17 protein-coding genes are annotated in these 15,846 nt (G+C 53.2%); 8 read left to right on the top strand and 9 right to left on the bottom strand.

The features are described from left to right. Nucleotides 1–1,082: transposase (locus M5G20_RS17970; RefSeq protein WP_273920174.1), on the top strand; the 1,082-nt coding region annotated here is incomplete at its 5' end. Nucleotides 1,083–1,270: 188 nt separating this feature from the next. Continuing rightward, nucleotides 1,271–1,603: a DUF2790 domain-containing protein gene (locus M5G20_RS17965; protein WP_032874284.1), complete on the top strand. Its 333-nt coding sequence runs from the start codon at nucleotides 1,271–1,273 to the stop codon at nucleotides 1,601–1,603. A 305-nt stretch (nucleotides 1,604–1,908) separates the two neighbouring features. Here M5G20_RS17965 and M5G20_RS17960 read toward each other — a convergent pair whose 3' ends face one another. From M5G20_RS17960 to M5G20_RS17940, 5 genes are all read right to left on the bottom strand, one after another. Then, nucleotides 1,909–2,376 carry a DUF411 domain-containing protein gene (locus M5G20_RS17960; protein ID WP_024078245.1) on the bottom strand — a complete coding sequence of 156 codons (468 nt, stop codon included), beginning with the start codon at nucleotides 2,374–2,376 and terminating at the stop codon, nucleotides 1,909–1,911. Then, the gene (locus M5G20_RS17955; protein ID WP_024078244.1) at nucleotides 2,366–3,181 is read right to left on the bottom strand and encodes a c-type cytochrome; all 816 of its coding nucleotides are present in this window, start codon (nucleotides 3,179–3,181) and stop codon (nucleotides 2,366–2,368) included. The genes M5G20_RS17960 and M5G20_RS17955 overlap by 11 nt, the downstream gene beginning before the upstream one ends. Nucleotides 3,182–3,190: 9 nt before the next feature. Continuing rightward, nucleotides 3,191–4,165: a copper resistance protein B gene (locus M5G20_RS17950; protein ID WP_019821351.1), complete on the bottom strand. Its 975-nt coding sequence runs from the start codon at nucleotides 4,163–4,165 to the stop codon at nucleotides 3,191–3,193. A 232-nt stretch (nucleotides 4,166–4,397) separates the two neighbouring features. After that, nucleotides 4,398–6,374: a copper resistance system multicopper oxidase gene (locus M5G20_RS17945; protein ID WP_024078243.1), complete on the bottom strand. Its 1,977-nt coding sequence runs from the start codon at nucleotides 6,372–6,374 to the stop codon at nucleotides 4,398–4,400. A 217-nt stretch (nucleotides 6,375–6,591) separates the two neighbouring features. Further along, nucleotides 6,592–6,798, bottom strand: coding sequence for a co-regulatory protein PtrA N-terminal domain-containing protein (locus M5G20_RS17940; RefSeq protein WP_019821356.1), 207 nt, complete (start codon nucleotides 6,796–6,798; stop codon nucleotides 6,592–6,594). Between the two features lie 384 nt (nucleotides 6,799–7,182). On the opposite strand from M5G20_RS17940, the gene flgB reads away from it, so the two are divergent. Further along, entirely contained in the window at nucleotides 7,183–7,596 is a 414-nt protein-coding gene (gene flgB, locus M5G20_RS17935; RefSeq protein ID WP_019821357.1) for a flagellar basal body rod protein FlgB, read from the top strand. Nucleotides 7,597–7,714: 118 nt separating this feature from the next. On the opposite strand, the gene M5G20_RS17930 is transcribed toward flgB, so the two are convergent. Beyond that, nucleotides 7,715–7,915: a heavy-metal-associated domain-containing protein gene (locus M5G20_RS17930; RefSeq protein ID WP_019821359.1), complete on the bottom strand. Its 201-nt coding sequence runs from the start codon at nucleotides 7,913–7,915 to the stop codon at nucleotides 7,715–7,717. A 411-nt stretch (nucleotides 7,916–8,326) separates the two neighbouring features. On the opposite strand from M5G20_RS17930, the gene M5G20_RS17925 reads away from it, so the two are divergent. The 3 genes from M5G20_RS17925 to M5G20_RS17915 all read left to right on the top strand — a co-directional run bounded on the left by M5G20_RS17925 (nucleotide 8,327) and on the right by M5G20_RS17915 (nucleotide 11,158). Beyond that, nucleotides 8,327–9,271: a chromate resistance protein ChrB domain-containing protein gene (locus M5G20_RS17925; RefSeq protein WP_024078242.1), complete on the top strand. Its 945-nt coding sequence runs from the start codon at nucleotides 8,327–8,329 to the stop codon at nucleotides 9,269–9,271. Further along, nucleotides 9,264–10,622, top strand: a complete 1,359-nt coding sequence (gene chrA, locus M5G20_RS17920) for a chromate efflux transporter (RefSeq protein ID WP_273920173.1) — start codon at nucleotides 9,264–9,266, stop codon at nucleotides 10,620–10,622. Before M5G20_RS17925 ends, chrA begins: the two co-directional genes overlap by 8 nt. Nucleotides 10,623–10,705: 83 nt before the next feature. Next, the gene (locus tag M5G20_RS17915) at nucleotides 10,706–11,158 is read left to right on the top strand and encodes a chromate resistance protein ChrB domain-containing protein (RefSeq protein WP_019821364.1); all 453 of its coding nucleotides are present in this window, start codon (nucleotides 10,706–10,708) and stop codon (nucleotides 11,156–11,158) included. Between the two features lie 48 nt (nucleotides 11,159–11,206). On the opposite strand, the gene M5G20_RS17910 is transcribed toward M5G20_RS17915, so the two are convergent. After that, entirely contained in the window at nucleotides 11,207–11,338 is a 132-nt protein-coding gene (locus M5G20_RS17910; protein ID WP_094030665.1) for a YHYH domain-containing protein, read from the bottom strand. A 286-nt stretch (nucleotides 11,339–11,624) separates the two neighbouring features. On the opposite strand from M5G20_RS17910, the gene M5G20_RS17905 reads away from it, so the two are divergent. Together M5G20_RS17905 and znuA are read left to right on the top strand one after the other, a co-directional pair. Further along, on the top strand, nucleotides 11,625–12,935 hold the full coding sequence (locus tag M5G20_RS17905; RefSeq protein WP_019821365.1) for an MFS transporter: 1,311 nt from the start codon (nucleotides 11,625–11,627) through the stop codon (nucleotides 12,933–12,935). Nucleotides 12,936–13,177: 242 nt separating this feature from the next. Then, nucleotides 13,178–14,167, top strand: a complete 990-nt coding sequence (gene znuA / locus M5G20_RS17900) for a zinc ABC transporter substrate-binding protein ZnuA (RefSeq protein ID WP_019821367.1) — start codon at nucleotides 13,178–13,180, stop codon at nucleotides 14,165–14,167. A 76-nt stretch (nucleotides 14,168–14,243) separates the two neighbouring features. Here the strand turns inward: znuA and M5G20_RS17895 are convergent, their stop codons facing one another. Both M5G20_RS17895 and M5G20_RS17890 read right to left on the bottom strand, forming a co-directional pair. Continuing rightward, complete coding sequence (locus M5G20_RS17895; protein ID WP_019821370.1) at nucleotides 14,244–14,741, bottom strand: tetratricopeptide repeat protein; 498 nt, start codon at nucleotides 14,739–14,741, stop codon at nucleotides 14,244–14,246. 280 nt (nucleotides 14,742–15,021) lie between these two features. After that, nucleotides 15,022–15,819 (bottom strand): sulfite exporter TauE/SafE family protein, encoded by a 798-nt coding sequence (locus tag M5G20_RS17890; protein ID WP_019821372.1) that lies wholly within the window; start codon nucleotides 15,817–15,819, stop codon nucleotides 15,022–15,024. Nucleotides 15,820–15,846 lie beyond the last annotated feature (27 nt).

Genomic DNA, 15,846 nt, shown 5'->3' with positions numbered 1-15,846 from the left:
AGTTTTCAATCAGCGCCGACAGCGCAGCGACTCACAAGGGCTCAAATCTGGAACAGAAAGTCGCCCTGTTCGCACACGATATCTTGCAACGCAATATTCCTCCGATAGGCAGTACGGTATTAAGTTCGTGCTACGTCCGCCAATGCAAGAAACGCGGATTCATTTTCGGAAAAAATGCGGGTATCGCAAAACTATTCGACAGCATCCAAAGCGCTTACGGCGATGAGCTTTTGTCGCAGATTGATCCAGCCTATAACACCGGGAAGCATGAGCAATGGATCCGGCTCAAATCAGACAAAGGTCAGCTAAATATGCCGCTCGCGCGGCATTTGATCATTGCTCTTCATTTGTTTTCCAGTGCAGATGATTTTGAAGAGGCTCTGAAGAATGAGTCTATCCTGCTGAGTGCCTCTATTTCTCCGCGAGTTCCCAAAGGCGAAGAATCGCATCCTAACCAAAAAACTAGATATCGCCAAAAAATTGAGTTGCTTTTAGCGCTACGTGCCGACGCCGATGTCGAGTACCTCTGGAAGAAAGCGTACAAACCTACGCAATGGATTCTAGAAAATGATAACGCATGGTTAATGGCAAAACTCCGTGCACCTAAAAAAGTTGCAGTTACGGCCGAGAAGTCTGTCGACTCTAGAGACGGCGCGTATGCAGCCCTTATCGAAGCGGGCGTAGATGAGCTATACAAAGTTACGAAAGATCCGAAGAGAGTTAACATTCGGAATTTGCAATCGCTGCTCCCAAGTTCGTTACCTCATGAACTGGATCTGCGCAAGCAGAAGTTTCCCCTTACTTATCAACAGATCAAGATTCATCAAGAGTCAGTATGGCATTTCCGTCTAAGAACTTTGGTGTGGACTGTCTCTGAACTCATCAGGATGAAGCTCCCGGTGAATTACTCGACGGTAAGATTGACCTCAGCGGTAGCAAGCAAGGTTTTCCTGGTTTTTTCCAGTTTCTTCGAGTGGGATCTGGAAAGCTTGGCAAGAACCGGAGTCGACGCGGAGGCCTTGCTCAGATCTACCGGCGTATCGAGGAATTGGGAGGGACCACCGGTTCCAATAAGCTTTTGAGGGCATCTGTATTCCGTCAGCGTCTGCCAACCTCAGGTGATAATAAAAATCCCATCTGGCTCCTAAGCGTAGACGCGGAGCAGGGTCCACCTTTCACATTAGTAACATTCGCGGCAGCTTTCTGAAAGCTTTCACTTGTTACTCTTTAACTCAGAAATAATTGAGCTCTGGAGATAATTATGAAAGCAATGACAGCAATGAAAGGATTTTTTGCCGCTACTATTTTGACCTTATCTGCTTTGGCCATGGCTGAGGGAGGCGGTGACCGCGTTTATGGTCGAATGATGCAAGAGAACCAACAGGCAATGGAACAATACGCCTCAAGAAATGGTAAGACACCTCCTGAAATTGTTCATTATGAATATGGTATGAACCTCGATATCCAGAAGGTCGTCAGTGTCACACAAGCCAATAAAACCTGTGGTATTGCTCCTTCGCGCATGACCTACGAAGACTCTACCGGCAAGCTTAACACCGTGGAATATAAGGTTATGGCCGACAACTGCCCACATGGAAGCTAGACCATGCAAATTATTTAAGCGCAACATAATTTTCCGTTTGTCCGAACAAGCTTACTGCCCGCTGACGTAGAAGTAATTTTCAGGACAGGCTGAAGTTATCCATTTTATGAAATCATCTCTGTCAGTTGAAAGGTTTCTAACGCGCAGTGAAGTATTGCTCAACCACCAGATACATCCCGCCTCCTTGTTTCTCCTTTGGTTTTGGAGGCGGTTTAGGCGCCCTAGTGGCGCCTTTTTTACGTTCAAAATGAGCTATGTCCTCTGCACTGCCATGACCCTGACCATGCAGGAACAAGATTAGAAGATCAGTTTCCGGGGTATTCAGCAATGACGTGGTCTGTGCCTGCTTTGGACAAGCCGATTACCTTATAAGCGTCATGTTTCCCGTCCACTTCCATTCCTGGGGAGCCGGCCGGCATGCCAGGAACGGCGATCCCGAGAAGGTCGTCACGTTTGCTCATCGCAATGATTTGCTCGGCGGGCACGTGACCTTCAACAAACTTTCCATTGATCATTGCTGTGTGGCAGGACGAGAGTCGTGGAGCAACACCGAGATCCTGCTTGACCGCGCTCATGTTGGTTTCTACATGATCAACGACGGTGAAGCCGTTAGCTTCAAGGTGCTGGATCCACTTCTTGCAGCATCCACAGTTAGCGTCACGATGGACGTCGATCGTCAGCGACTCTGCTGCATGACCAGCTGAACTGATAAACAGAGCCGCAAATGCAGCGAGGCGAAGTGCCCGACCGGGACGAAGAAAGTTATTTCGCATGGGTATGTTCCTTCCCATCAGCGTGGGTATGAGTTTTTGGCTGAGTGGCCGGAGTTTCAGGGGCGTCATGTGAAGCCTCCACAACCTGAGGATGGGCGTGTTCGGTACTTTCATCCTGAGAAGGCGCTGCGGCCGCCTCATGGGCATGAGCGCTGTTTCTCTCGCCATGATGGTCGCCTGCTTCGGCTATCTCTTCGGCTGCACTCGCGTCATGATGCCCCGCGACAACGCCTTTTTGGCCCTCATGCTGGCCTTCATGGTTATGCATTTTGCTCTCACCGCCACCGTGTTGATGACCACCGCTGCTGGTTGCTAGAGCTTTGTATTGCTCTGCATCCAATGAAGGCAGTTGCTGGAGAAAAGCGACCATTCCCCATATGTAGGGATCGGCCATGCTTTTACCCCAAGCGGGCATGCCTGTGGATTTGATTCCATGCTTGATGATCCAGAAAGCTGCGGCAGGGTTTCCATCAACGCCCAGTTTTGAAAGATTCGGAGGTGCAGGGTAAAGGCTATTACTTAACTCGGTTCCTGCAATACCCGGAGCCAGATGGCAACCGATGCACATAGAGTTGTAGTTGCCAGCACCTGCGCGGATGAGAGCTTCTTCGCTCAGGTCGGGGACTTTAATGTCGCGTGAGCGCACTTCGATCGAGCGATCCCGAGCGGTGGAAAGTAGCGCGTAAACGGGATCGGAATGTGGTTCATCCGCCCCAACATTGATCACACCAAAATAAACCACGCCGGCACCTGTTATTGCGGCAACCACCCCGGCAGCAGTCAATGTTTTCAATGTTCTTTTCATGTCAGGCCCTCAAAACCACATCCGAATACCGGCGACAAACCGGGCCTCGTTGGCATCCTCTCCTTCATCGCTGGCCAGATCTGCCGTATTGCCGTAGGAGCGGCTCCAGCTAACACCAATGTAAGGGGCAAATTGGCGAACAATCTCATAACGCAATCGGAGCCCTACTTCGGTGTTTGCCAATCCAGACCCAATGCCGCGCTGGGGATCATTTTTTCCGTAAAAATTGGCTTCGGCCGTCGGCTGCAAGATCAGGCGATTGGTCAGCAGAATGTCGTAGTCGCCTTCCAATCGAGCAGCGGTTTGACCGTTCTCACCGATGTAGGCGGTCGCTTCGGCTTCAAAGTTATAGAGGGCCATGCCCTGAATACCGAGCGCTCCCCAAGTTTGTGGTGACCCGGGTTTGAAGTCTTGTCGTACGCCGGTGACGACATCCCACCATGGACCGATGGAGTGCCCCCAAAGTGCTGAGAGTTCAGCGTTTTCCGTTACGCCATTGGTACGTTCGCCTTCCGAGCGCAACCACAGTCGGTCAACGTCACCGCCGATCCATCCTTTTGCATCCCAGGCCAATGCACTACCGTTGTCAGCATCCTGGTACTCAAATTTATCCAGCAGCATGAAGGAATTTAGTTTTTTGTCGTGGACACCATGACCAGCGACATCTGGAAAGGCGGCTGCACGGTCAGCGTCGGTAAGTACGGGGACTGGGGTTCGACTGGTGGTAGTCGCCCCTCCATCCATACTTTCCATTCCGTCCATTTGCCCGTCATCCATACTCATCTTGCTGTGATCCATAGCCCCCATCTTGCTATGGTCCATAGCTCCGATTGAGCCGTGGTCCATCTTGGAGTGATCCATCTCTTCAGCGGCGTGAACCACGACAAAGAAAGCAGGACTGGTAGAGACTGCCAGTGCTATCAACGTTGGGCGTAAAAACTTACTGGTCATGATCTCAATCTGCCTTTTTGGTTTTTTGGTCATGATCCATCGACTCATGGCTCATCTTGCTGTGATCCATTGACCCGTGATCGGGCTTTGACTCGTTTGTCGCAGTTGGAGGCTTGCTCGTTGCTTCCGCAGGAGTAGCAGGTGAATGAACACTACTATCTTCGACTGCCAGCGCCACGGACGAGAGTCCACCCATCAAGCCGACGGCAAAGAGGCAACCGACCAGCGATTTACGATTTAGGTATGTGCTCACAGATCGTCTCCTTTACTCATCAACCCGTACTTCACGGAACATGCCCATTTCCATATGGAAAAGCAGGTGGCAGTGATAGGCCCAGCGACCTAAGGCATCGGCGGTGACTCGATAGCTGCGCTTGGTACCTGGTGGCATGTCGATTGTGTGCTTGCGCACCATGAACTTGCCGTTCTCATCTTCAAGGTCGCTCCACATGCCGTGAAGGTGGATGGGGTGGGTCATCATGGTGTCGTTCACCAGGGTGATACGCAGACGCTCCCCATACTTCAGACGAAGCGGCTCGGCGTCAGAGAATTTGATGCCGTTGAAGGACCACGAAAACTTCTCCATGTGACCGGTCAGATGAAGCTCAATGGTGCGATTGGGCTCGCGACCGTCAGGGTCTTGGAAGGTGCTTTTCAGGTCTGAGTAGGTGAGCACTCGACGACCATTGTTTCGTAACCCGATGCCTGGATCGTTTAGCTTGGGCGTTGGGTTCATGGCTTGCATGTCAACCAACGGGTTGTTGGTTTCGGACGCTGGGTGAGTTTGCATTTCGCCACCCATACCGCCCATCCCTGCCATCTTGCTGTGGTCCATGCCAGCCATGTTGGACATGTCGCCTTTGTCCATTCCCGCCATCTTGCTGTGGTCCATGCCGGCCATGTTGGACATGTCGCCTTTGTCCATTCCCGCCATCTTGCTGTGGTCCATACCGGCCATGTTAGTCATGTCACCGCTGTCCATGCCGGTCATCCCGGTCATGTCACTTTGGTCCATTCCCGCCATTTTGCTGTGGTCCATGCCCGCCATGCCTGACATGTCACCTTGTTTCATATCGCCGCCGCCCATACCAGCCATGCTGCCATGGTCCATGCCCGCCATACCGCCCATACCCATGTCATCCATGGTCAAAAGCGGCCGAGGATCGATCGCAGGTACCTGTGCCTTTAATCCTTCGCGAACTGCCAAGGTTCCACGTGCATAACCGGTTCTATCCATGGACTGGGCGAAGATTGTGTAAGCTTCTTCGCTGGCAGGTTCTACGATCACGTCATACGTTTCTGCCACGGCGATGCGGAATTCATCGACGCTGACTGGTTCGACATGTTGGCCGTCAGCCGCCACAACGGTCATTTTCAAACCAGGGATGCGGACGTCGAAATAGCTCATAGCTGAGCCGTTGATAAAGCGCAGGCGCAGCTTCTCGCCCGGCTTGAAAATACCGGTCCAGTTACCGTTAGGCGCCTGGCCATTCATGAGATAGGTGTAAGTATCCCCACTGACGTCTGCGAGATCAGTGGGGTTCATTTTCATTTCAGCCCACATCTTCCGGTCGGCCACGGCAGCAGACCAACCTTGCTTGCTGACGTCGTCGATAAAGTCGCCCACGGTACGTTTGTGGTGATTGTAGTAGTCCGATTGCTTCTTGAGCTTGGCCATGACGCGACTAGGATCTTCATCGGTCCAGTCAGTCAACATCACCACATAATCGCGGTTGTATTGAAAAGGTTCAGGCTCTTTCGAGTCGATGACGATTGGACCGTAAACGCCTGCCTGCTCCTGCAAACCAGAGTGGCTGTGGTACCAGTACGTACCGTTCTGATGCACCTTGAATTTGTACTCGTACATGCCATCGGGCGCGATGCCATGGAAACTCAAACCCGGTACACCGTCCATATTGGCGGGCAGAATGATCCCGTGCCAATGAATGGAGGTGTCTTGGTCTAGGCGATTTTTCACACGCAGTGTGACCGTCTCGCCTTCGCGCCAGCGCAGCAAAGGTCCGGGCAACGAACCATTGATGGTCATGGCTGTGCGCGGCGAGCCAGTTATGTTTACAGGGGTTTCACCAATAAACAGATCAAATTCGTTACCGGTGAGAACGCTCGGCAGACCAGGACTGGTCACTGCCCATACAGGAGTGCGCCACAGACCCAGGCCGCCGAGAATGCCACCAGCGGCCAGGCCTTTAACGAATGTCCGCCTAGAGGTTTTGGAATGCATGCCGTTTATGTCCGATCAGTCAAAAGGGAAGCCGTGCGAAACAACCAATGAGTTGCTCAAACAGGTGAAGGCACTCTCTCGGGGGGTGTAATGAGCCCGAATGAGCTCGCTCGCCGTCACTAAAAACGAGTTCTTACGGCAAGCGAGCTCAGAAATTGCCACATTTGAACCACCACAGTGATTACATTTCTGTCAGCTTGGGAGCGCAGCAAGCTATTCAGCAATTCTTGTGGTCCGTCGATTTGGCTTGGCTTTCTGCGATGGGAGGTTGGGTGCTTTGCTTTTGGGCTACTTGATACGATTCCATTGAATTATTCCTAGCCGCTTCCATACGTGCGAACGCCCGGTCACCACCGCCTTCAGCCATTGCCAAAGAAGAGACGGTCAGGGCTGCGATGACGAACAAAGTTTTGATGGGGTTCATTTGAATTTCCTCGGATGAGTATTGGTAACCCCCGAATCCACATCAAGTGATGATTCTTAGGGGTGAGCTTAAGGCTCAATAGGACTATAAGACTCATCCCCTGTCAGGAACCTTAGGTGAATATTACAGTTGTGTCAGGTTGCGATATTTCTCTTGAGGAACACGCTATTTAATCCGTAAGGTCTCGATCTTCCAGCGTCACACCGCTATTTACTGAGTATCAGTTTGAGGTGCGTGACTTTGTAAGTTTCCGTTAACTTTCAAGGGGAAGATGTTTTTTTAGTTTCTTTACTGGAACTGCATATCTGAACCTGGATGCACCGCGTCAACACTTAAGTGTTCGATGTTCATGGGAAATAGTAGCGCTACTGAGGGTGATTTAGCGTGAGTATTAATTTTGAGAAAGCGCTTGGCTTCGCAGAAAGAGCGTTAATTTATCGTAGTCAAAGAGCTGAGATCCTGAGTAACAATATCGCAAACGCTGATACGCCGAACTTCAAGGCCCGAGACTTAGATTTTTCTACTGTGCTTGCAAGCCAGACAACAGAAACTCCTGCTACTCCGTTTTATTTGAAAACAACAAATGTAAAACACGTTACCGAAAAAGAATCAGCAGGTGATATTTACGGAGGTGCGTTGCTTTACAGCACACCAGCTCAACCTGCCATTGATCAAAATACTGTCGATCAGCAGGTCGAGGTCGCAAAATACACAGAAAATGGAATACGTTTCGACGCCGCTTTTACTCGGTTGAATGGAGCATTCAAAGGTTTGCTCAAAGCTCTGCGAGGTGATTAGTAGCGCAAGGGCTTGCGAGCGGTAATTGTGGCCGACGCGGCTGCTTCGGTACTCCCTGAGGGTTCACCAAGGGGAGCCCCCTGCATACGGGGCTCTGACTAGGGGCAGGTGTCAGCATTCAAGCGCTGATCTGAGAAGGAAAACCTAACGCCTCGACAGCTTTACGAATCTGCTCTGGGCTTTCGCTGCTTTCAACACTCACCTTACCGGCTGACCGATCCACGGAAACCGTAGCTTCGTTGTCCAGTGACTGAATCGCTTTGGTAATTTTGCTGACGCAACTGCCGCAACCAATGCCTGATACATCTAAGACGAACATGGTTATTCCTCTCGTGCTGAGCGGTCTCTTTTCACCGCACCGACAGCATCAACGTTGACACGATGGCAAGGTCAATAGTTATCTGTTTCGGGTTGTGAGCGTCATTCATGGGTAATTGCACAGTCTGGACCACCCTTTTGCATTTGACCTAACCAGCCATTTGCATCGGATTCGACCAGTACGCTTCTTGGCCATGACCGGCAGAGAACGGCCAAAACCGGACGCTCATCACGAACGTCTGAAGCTTGAAAGCCTGACTGACAGGCCAACACGCACAGCACCTATTAACCCTGCCTTCGCAACCCCTTCTCCAGTTGGTCTCGCCAAAACCCTAGCTCTATAGGGCGGCTTTCCAAACGCCAAGATCAGGAGTAATGTAATACTGACTACATATTAAATAGCTATCTCTACATGAAAAATTGGCTGACTCTGATTCTTGGCTTACCCACCGCTAATGCCACCGAACGCATGCGGGCTTGGCGCGCTTTGAAAGCTTCAGGTGCGGCAGTTTTGCGCGATGGTGCTTACCTGCTGCCTGATACCGGTGTCTGTCGTGAAGCGTTAGCGTCTGTCGAACGCGACATCCTGGCCATCAACGGCACCGCTTACGTCTTGCCCGTCGTCGATTCTCACGGTGAGCGCTTTGTCGAGCTGTTCGACCGTAGCGAGGACTACACCAAGCTACGCACTGAGATCGAAGCATGCCGTGCACAGCTCAATGCTGAGAACGCACTGGCCACCACCAAGCAGATTCGCAAGCTGCGCAAAGCCTACGAACAACTGGTCAACATCGATTACTTTCCAGGTAAGCCGAAGCAGCAAATTAATTTGGCTTTGCAGGAGCTAGAGACAGCGGTTAGCAGGGCCCTGTCTCCGGATGAGCCACACAGCAGCAACCAAACAATAACGACACTCTATGTTGATGATTATCAGGGACGCGTCTGGGCAACACGCAAGCGTCCCTGGGTCGACCGACTGGCGTGTGCCTGGCTCATTCGTCGCTTCATTGACGCGCAAGCTCAGATCCTCTGGCTGAACACGCCACAGGACTGTCCAGTCGGTGCCCTGGGTTTTGATTTCGATGACGCAACCTTCAGCCATGTTGGTAACCGCGTCACCTTCGAAACCCTACAAGCCAGTTTTGAGCTTCAAGAGCCCGGCCTAAACCGTATCGCCGCATTGGTGCACTACCTCGATATCGGAGGTATCCAGCCGGTGGAGGCTGCCGGTATCGAACGGGTGCTGGCAGGGCTACGTGAAACCATTACCCATGACGACCATCTGCTGGCAGCTGCAAGTGCCATCTTCGATGGCCTGCTCGCCGGGTTCGTGAAAGAGGAGCAACCCAATGAGTAAGGTTTTGGCACCAGAGGTTGAAGAGGATATGTCGAGGCCTGAACCGATTAGTCTGCGTGAGGCGTTCTGGTTCTGGCTGAAGCTCGGCTTCATCAGTTTCGGCGGGCCAGCCGGACAGATCTCGATCATGCACCAGGAGCTGGTGGAACGGCGACGCTGGATTTCCGAGCGCAGATTCCTGCATGCCCTCAATTACTGCATGTTGTTGCCTGGGCCTGAAGCTCAGCAGTTAGCAACCTACATTGGCTGGCTAATGCATCGAACCTGGGGCGGAGTTATTGCGGGTGCTTTGTTTGTACTGCCCTCACTTTTCATCCTGATCGCTCTTTCGTGGATGTATATCGCCTTTGGCGATGTCCCCGTGGTGGCCGGACTTTTCTATGGGATCAAACCCGCCGTAACGGCCATCGTGGTGCAGGCGGCACATAGAATCGGCTCTCGGGCATTGAAGAACAATTGGCTGTGGGCAATAGCGGCGGCTTCATTTACCGCGATCTTTGCATTCAATGTTCCGTTCCCGCTGATCGTCTTGGGGGCCGCGTTAATCGGCTATGTCGGAGGTCGCCTGGCTCCCGAGAAGTTCAGAGCTGGGGGGCATAGCGCCGCCAAAAAGTCCTTCGGCCCAGCCTTGATCGATGACGACACTCCGTCCCCGGAACATGCCCGGTTCAGCTGGTTGAAATTGGCATCGCTCGCACTGATCGGCGCCGTGCTATGGGCTTTGCCGATGGGGATTTTGACCGCCCTCTTTGGTTGGGAAGGAACCTTGACCCAGATGAGCTGGTTCTTTACCAAGGCGGCATTACTGACCTTTGGCGGAGCCTACGCAGTGCTCCCATACGTCTACCAAGGCGCGGTCGGTCACTATGGCTGGCTAACCCCGACGCAGATGATCGACGGGCTGGCTCTGGGGGAAACCACGCCAGGGCCGCTGATCATGGTGGTGGCTTTCGTCGGCTTTGTCGGGGCCTATGTCTTGCAAGTATTCGGTGCCGATCAAGTATTTCTGGCGGGAGCTGTGGCCGCCGCCCTAGTGACCTGGTTCACCTTTCTACCATCGTTCCTGTTCATCCTCGCGGGTGGCCCGCTGGTGGAGTCGACCCACAACGAACTCAAGTTCACGGCACCCCTTACCGCCATTACGGCGGCGGTGGTGGGAGTTATCCTCAATCTGGCGTGTTTCTTCGGCTATCACGTACTTTGGCCGAAAGGCTTCAGCGGTAACCTGGACTGGCCCTCCGCGTTGATCGCGATTGCTGCGGCGATTGCCTTGTTCCGCTTCAAGCGAGGCGTCATTCAGGTACTGATGGCCTGCGCGCTCGTCGGGTTGGCTGTGCATTTGCTGCGCTAGAAAGCATGAATTGATTAGCAATCTTTGGCGGGCATTGGGCTCGCCTGACCACCCAGCCTATTGAGCTAGGCAGGAGGTGTTCCATGAGGTGGATTACCCGTGAACGACCCAAGATCGATCGGGTTGCTTGTCCTTGGCTGATCACTCGCTTTATCGATCCACAGGCCGAGTTCTTGTACGTACCCAGCGGTGATGTGCTGCGGATTGCAGCTGAGAAAGATGCGACACCCTACGACATTCCGGGCGTAGAGCTTACCCATGAGGGTGAGTTGTGCAGCTTCGACGCGTTTGTGAAGAAGTACCAGCTCAATGAGCCCGCCTTGCAGCAGCTCGCGAAGATCGTGCGGGGAGCAGATACCTCTCGTCTGGATCTGACGCCACAATCGGCTGGGCTGTACGCCATCTCACTGGGGCTGTCGCAGCGATATTCCGATGATCATGAAATGCTTTCGCATGGACTGATCCTGTACGACGCGCTTTATGCCTGGTGCAAGGAATGCCAAGGTGAATCGCACAACTGGCCTCCTCAAATGTAAAGAGACCAGCTCGCACTGAAGCCCAGCCTAGCGCTGGGCTTTTGCCGTTTAGTGGCAGTGGTAGTCGTTCGTTTTATGGTTGCGATGGCAACCTTTTGAATCAGTACCACCACTATGCGCGAAGGCAGCAGCGGACGAAATCGAAAGTAAAGCGGCGATCAAAAGGGCAGACAGTTTCATCAGGGCTTGCTCCATGCTCATGTTTTTATACTCGTGAGACCTCTCACGCCTTGCAGAGTATGGCCAATTGCCTTCATCGAGCAAGCAACTTCCTCGCTGTTTCCCTGACATTCGATGAAAGGCTGAGTGCCTATTTCTTGAGCTGTCCCCGCCTCTAGTTTAGGATGTTGTGATATCCCCCTAGGGAGGATATAAGAACATCTATAAACGAGAAACTCGTTGCTCTCTTTCTTCGAGAAATGCTCGACAATCTAGTGGTCACACGCCTCTCCATGTGAGATTTCTCATGCTGAAAATCCTAGCCAACCGCACCTACCGTCATCTCTTTCTCGCCCAAGTAATCGCGCTCGTAGGGACTGGACTCGCCACCGTCGCGCTGGGGCTACTGGCATTCGATCTTGCGGGCGCCCAAGCGGGCGCCGTCCTCGGTACAGCCTTGGCGATTAAAATGACGGCCTACATCGGCGTGGCGCCGATTGCCGCCGCTTTTGCAGAACGCCTACCCCGTCGAGCGATGCTGGTCTCGCTGGATTTGATACGTGCCGTGGTTGCACTGGCGTTGCCGTTCGTGACCGAAGTCTGGCAAATCTATGTGCTGATTTTCGTCCTTCAGTCCGCCTCGGCAGCGTTCACTCCGACGTTCCAGGCGACCATTCCAGACATACTGCCGGATGAGGACGATTACACCCGCGCCTTGTCGCTATCACGTCTCGCCTACGATCTTGAAAGTGTCGCCAGCCCAATGCTCGCCGCCGCGTTGCTGACCGTGATCAGCTTCCATAACCTGTTCGCCGGCACCGTCATCGGGTTCCTTGCCTCAGCGGCCTTGGTGGCCACAGTACTCCTGCCAAAGGCGAAACCGACGCCACGACGCAGCATCTACGAACGAACCACTCGTGGCCTGCGCATATTCCTGGCCACTCCTCGCTTGCGGGGGCTGCTGGCTCTCAATCTGACGGTAGCGGCTGCTAGTGCAATGGTCATCGTCAACACCGTAGTGCTGGTGCAGTCGCGCTTCGCTCTGCCTCAGAGTTCTACGGCATTAGCGCTGGCTGCGTTTGGTGGCGGCTCGATGGTCGCTGCCCTGGTCTTGCCTCGATTGTTGAAAAACATCAAAGACCGAACGGCCATGCTGTTTGGCGGAGGCATATTGGTCGCAGGCTTAGCGGTTGGCATCAACCTGACCACCTACAACTTTCTGCTGCCGCTGTGGATGGTGCTTGGGGTGGGCTACTCCTTGGCCCAGACTCCGAGCGGTCGACTGTTGCGTCGCTCTGCACATGCCGAAGATCGCCCGGCGTTGTTTGCCGCCCAATTTGCGCTATCCCATGCCTGCTGGTTGATTACCTACCCATTGGCGGGATGGCTGGGTGCCAACATCAGCCTCACGGCCTCGTTTGTTGGGCTCGTTGTCGTGGCAGGTAGCGCATTGGCGGTCAGCATCGTGATCTGGCGTCCGGCCCATGATCAAGAGAGTATCAGGCACAGCCATGAGAATCTGTCGGATGACCATACTCACCTGGACGGACACAGCGGCACCGATCATGAACATCCATATGTCATTGATGATCAACATCGTCGCTGGCCGAATAGGTAACCGCGTCAACACCTGCTTTAAGACTGCTCCAGGCAAACTGCATGATTGGCCGCCAAAATCTGAAGAGACCAGCTCGCCCTGAAAGTCAGCCTGGAGCAGGCCGGTTCCTCGAAGCACTGCCGTGGGAGTACTGCGTGCTGCAAAGCAACGGCAGACATGCACTCCATCGCTCAATCCAGAATTCACGGATCGACTTGAACATGCAGGCTGATCGGTATGTTATTATGTAACTATAAAAATCAATGAGTGATGCCGCCTTGCCTCGCCTCTCTTCCCTTTTGCCCGCCGTGACCCTGACTTGGTTGGTGGCCGCCTCGGCCTTCGCCGAACCCCGTGTTCTAACCAGCATCAAACCGCTGCAACTCATTGCTGCGGCCGTGCAGGACGGTGTCGGGACACCTGATGTGTTACTACCAGCCGGTGCTTCACCTCACCATTACACGTTACGTCCTTCGGACTTGCGTCAGGTAAAAGAAGCAGACCTGGTTTACTGGATCGGGCCAGACTTGGAGGGCTTTCTGCCTACCGTACTTGAGGGCCGAAAGGGCAAGAGCGTGGCTGTGCAGGACATGCAGGGGCTGCACCTAAGGCATTTTGGCGAGGAGCATCGACATGACGACGAGCCTGTCGGAGATCAATCTGAGGGGCATGATGCAAAAGAGCAGGCAACAGAATTGCAGGTCGATAATCATGACCAACTTCATCGACCCGGTGCACTGGATGCCCACCTCTGGCTGAGACCTGAGAATGCACGGTTGATCGCCAAACACATGGCTTCGGATCTGGCTCTTGTCGATCCAGGCAATGCCGCTCGCTACCAAGCAAATCTGGATGCCTTCGAGCAACGCTTAAAAACCCTCGATATCAAACTAAAAGCGCGCCTCAAGCCGCTGGAAGGCAAACCGTTCTTCGTCTTCCACCAGGCTTTCGACTACTTTGAGGAGGCCTACGGATTGCAGCACACTGGAGTTTTCGCAATCAACGCCGAGGTCCCGCCTGGTGCACGCCACGTCGCAGAGATGCGAGAGCGCCTCAAGGCTGCTGGACCTACCTGTATATTTAGCGAACCACCCATGCGTCCACGTCTGGCGCAAACCTTGAGCGATGGCCTGCCAGTGCATTTTGCCGAACTAGATGCGCTGGGCTTTGGTCTAAAACCCTTGTCCAACAACTACGAGCAATTGCTGATGAATCTCAGCGATGGTCTTGCTGGGTGTCTTGATCAACTTTGAAATGGAATTATGCATACGATTGAGCCGAACTGGATGATGATCGGCACAATATTTCGGGCCATAGGTCATCGCCTTTTCAGTGAAGATACGCATCTATGGCTTTGATGGGATTGCCAGACATGTCCTGCGTCAGCTTCTGCGCGGCCTCAATCTCTTGTGGCGTCATTGAAGCGGTAATCCTATCGCGCTCTTCTAACGCAATGCTGTCAGGAGCGCTCGCGGCCGCCAGGCTAAAGAGCGCATAAGCTACCACGTGATTCTGCGGCACCCCATAGCCATTGGCGTATAGCACTCCGAGGTTGGATCGAGCGAGGGCTGCCCCCTGCTCGGCAGCGAGGCGATACCACTTGATGGCCTCCTTGAAGTCCTGCGGCACGCCTTTGCCCTGGACGTACATCATTCCGAGGTTGGATTGTGCGGCAGCGTTGCCCTGTTCAGCTAAAGGTCGCCATTCACGTAAAGCGGCGGTGAAATCTCCTCGCTGAAAAGCCGAGAAACCTTCATCGAAACCTGCATAGACCGTGTTCAGAACACCAAGCAGCACAAGGTAAACTGGTACATGGCGGGCGTGCATGGCGAATCCTGATTTTGTCTTGGAGCACTATCGATAATCCTAGCAAAGAATCCACCCGTCACCTTTAAGCCATGATCCGTATACCTACTTAAGGGATGTGCTGGCGTGGCCTCCTCTACCGCGAGCGAGTGAAATTGAAGAATTGCCGCCGCATAAGTGCGAACCACAAGGGCGGCCCAAGGTTGCCGTGCGCTCAGGTACTACTAAATTGAGGTTTTTGGCCAGACCAGTAAATTCGGTTCATGGGCGAGTGCCTTTCCCTTAGCGGCCGAGTCAAAGTTCAACTATGACGCCATACTTTTACCGAGGAAATCAGGAGAATGGCGGCGAGCAACGGGAGGAGATATGTTGTCGGGATCAGACCTAGTAATTGCCCGCCGATGAATGTTCCTATGATGGAACCCGCTGCCATGACCAGTATGAATGGCCGTTGAGCGCGGATTATCGAAAAGCTCTGGTCGCGGCTGTATCGCGTGAAACCCACAATCATTGTGGGCAGGCTCACAGCAAGTGAAAGACTGCCAGCGAGCTTGATGTCAGCACCGAATAGTAGAACGATTGTGGGTATTAACAACTCACCGCCAGCAACCCCCATCAATGCAGCAACTACTCCGATACCGAAGCCAACCACGATCCCGACTATAGCCAGTGTCTCGCCTTGAAGCAGGGCGACCCCAGTTGCGCTTGCCTCATGGCCGAACAGCAAAGCAACAGCGATGCCTACGAGCAGCACTGCCAAAACGCGGTACAAGGTTTTACTCTTGAGCTTGGTTGCCCATCCCGCTCCAAACCAAGCACCCGCAAGGCTTCCAGCCAGAAGCGTGACGATGATGTCCCACCGTTCAAAGACCGCAGAGTAGGGAACGCTGAATGCGCGAAATGGAAGAGCTGTGGCTACCACCACGAGGCTCATGGCCTTGTTGAGAATGACAGCCTCCAACGCACCGAAACCAAACAATCCGATGAGTAGTGGCAGCCTGAACTCTGCGCCACCCAAGCCAATCAGCCCACCTAGGGCACCGATAATAGTGCCGCTACCAAATACTATTGGTTTGTTTTTTTCTCTACTTGAGGTCATTGCTCATTTTTCTTTTCAGCGCCCTGA

Origin of the sequence: Pseudomonas sp. TNT2022 ID1044, assembly GCF_028656895.1 — a bacterium.
In the GTDB taxonomy this organism is placed as follows: Bacteria; Pseudomonadota; Gammaproteobacteria; order Pseudomonadales; family Pseudomonadaceae; genus Aquipseudomonas; species Aquipseudomonas reinekei.
Note: the sequence above shows the minus strand (reverse complement) of the source record. Positions and strands in the feature narration are given on the sequence as shown.

Coding starts and splice junctions, on each gene's coding strand:
- M5G20_RS17965 (WP_032874284.1), top strand. CDS start 1,271: ATGACAGCAATGAAAGGATTTTTTGCCGCTACTATTTTGACCTTATCT.
- M5G20_RS17960 (WP_024078245.1), bottom strand. CDS start 2,376: ATGCGAAATAACTTTCTTCGTCCCGGTCGGGCACTTCGCCTCGCTGCA.
- M5G20_RS17955 (WP_024078244.1), bottom strand. CDS start 3,181: ATGAAAAGAACATTGAAAACATTGACTGCTGCCGGGGTGGTTGCCGCA.
- M5G20_RS17950 (WP_019821351.1), bottom strand. CDS start 4,165: ATGACCAAAAAACCAAAAAGGCAGATTGAGATCATGACCAGTAAGTTT.
- M5G20_RS17945 (WP_024078243.1), bottom strand. CDS start 6,374: ATGCATTCCAAAACCTCTAGGCGGACATTCGTTAAAGGCCTGGCCGCT.
- M5G20_RS17940 (WP_019821356.1), bottom strand. CDS start 6,798: ATGAACCCCATCAAAACTTTGTTCGTCATCGCAGCCCTGACCGTCTCT.
- M5G20_RS17930 (WP_019821359.1), bottom strand. CDS start 7,915: ATGTTCGTCTTAGATGTATCAGGCATTGGTTGCGGCAGTTGCGTCAGC.
- M5G20_RS17925 (WP_024078242.1), top strand. CDS start 8,327: ATGAAAAATTGGCTGACTCTGATTCTTGGCTTACCCACCGCTAATGCC.
- chrA (WP_273920173.1), top strand. CDS start 9,264: ATGAGTAAGGTTTTGGCACCAGAGGTTGAAGAGGATATGTCGAGGCCT.
- M5G20_RS17915 (WP_019821364.1), top strand. CDS start 10,706: ATGAGGTGGATTACCCGTGAACGACCCAAGATCGATCGGGTTGCTTGT.
- M5G20_RS17910 (WP_094030665.1), bottom strand. CDS start 11,338: ATGAAACTGTCTGCCCTTTTGATCGCCGCTTTACTTTCGATTTCGTCC.
- M5G20_RS17905 (WP_019821365.1), top strand. CDS start 11,625: ATGCTGAAAATCCTAGCCAACCGCACCTACCGTCATCTCTTTCTCGCC.
- znuA (WP_019821367.1), top strand. CDS start 13,178: ATGAGTGATGCCGCCTTGCCTCGCCTCTCTTCCCTTTTGCCCGCCGTG.
- M5G20_RS17895 (WP_019821370.1), bottom strand. CDS start 14,741: ATGCACGCCCGCCATGTACCAGTTTACCTTGTGCTGCTTGGTGTTCTG.
- M5G20_RS17890 (WP_019821372.1), bottom strand. CDS start 15,819: ATGACCTCAAGTAGAGAAAAAAACAAACCAATAGTATTTGGTAGCGGC.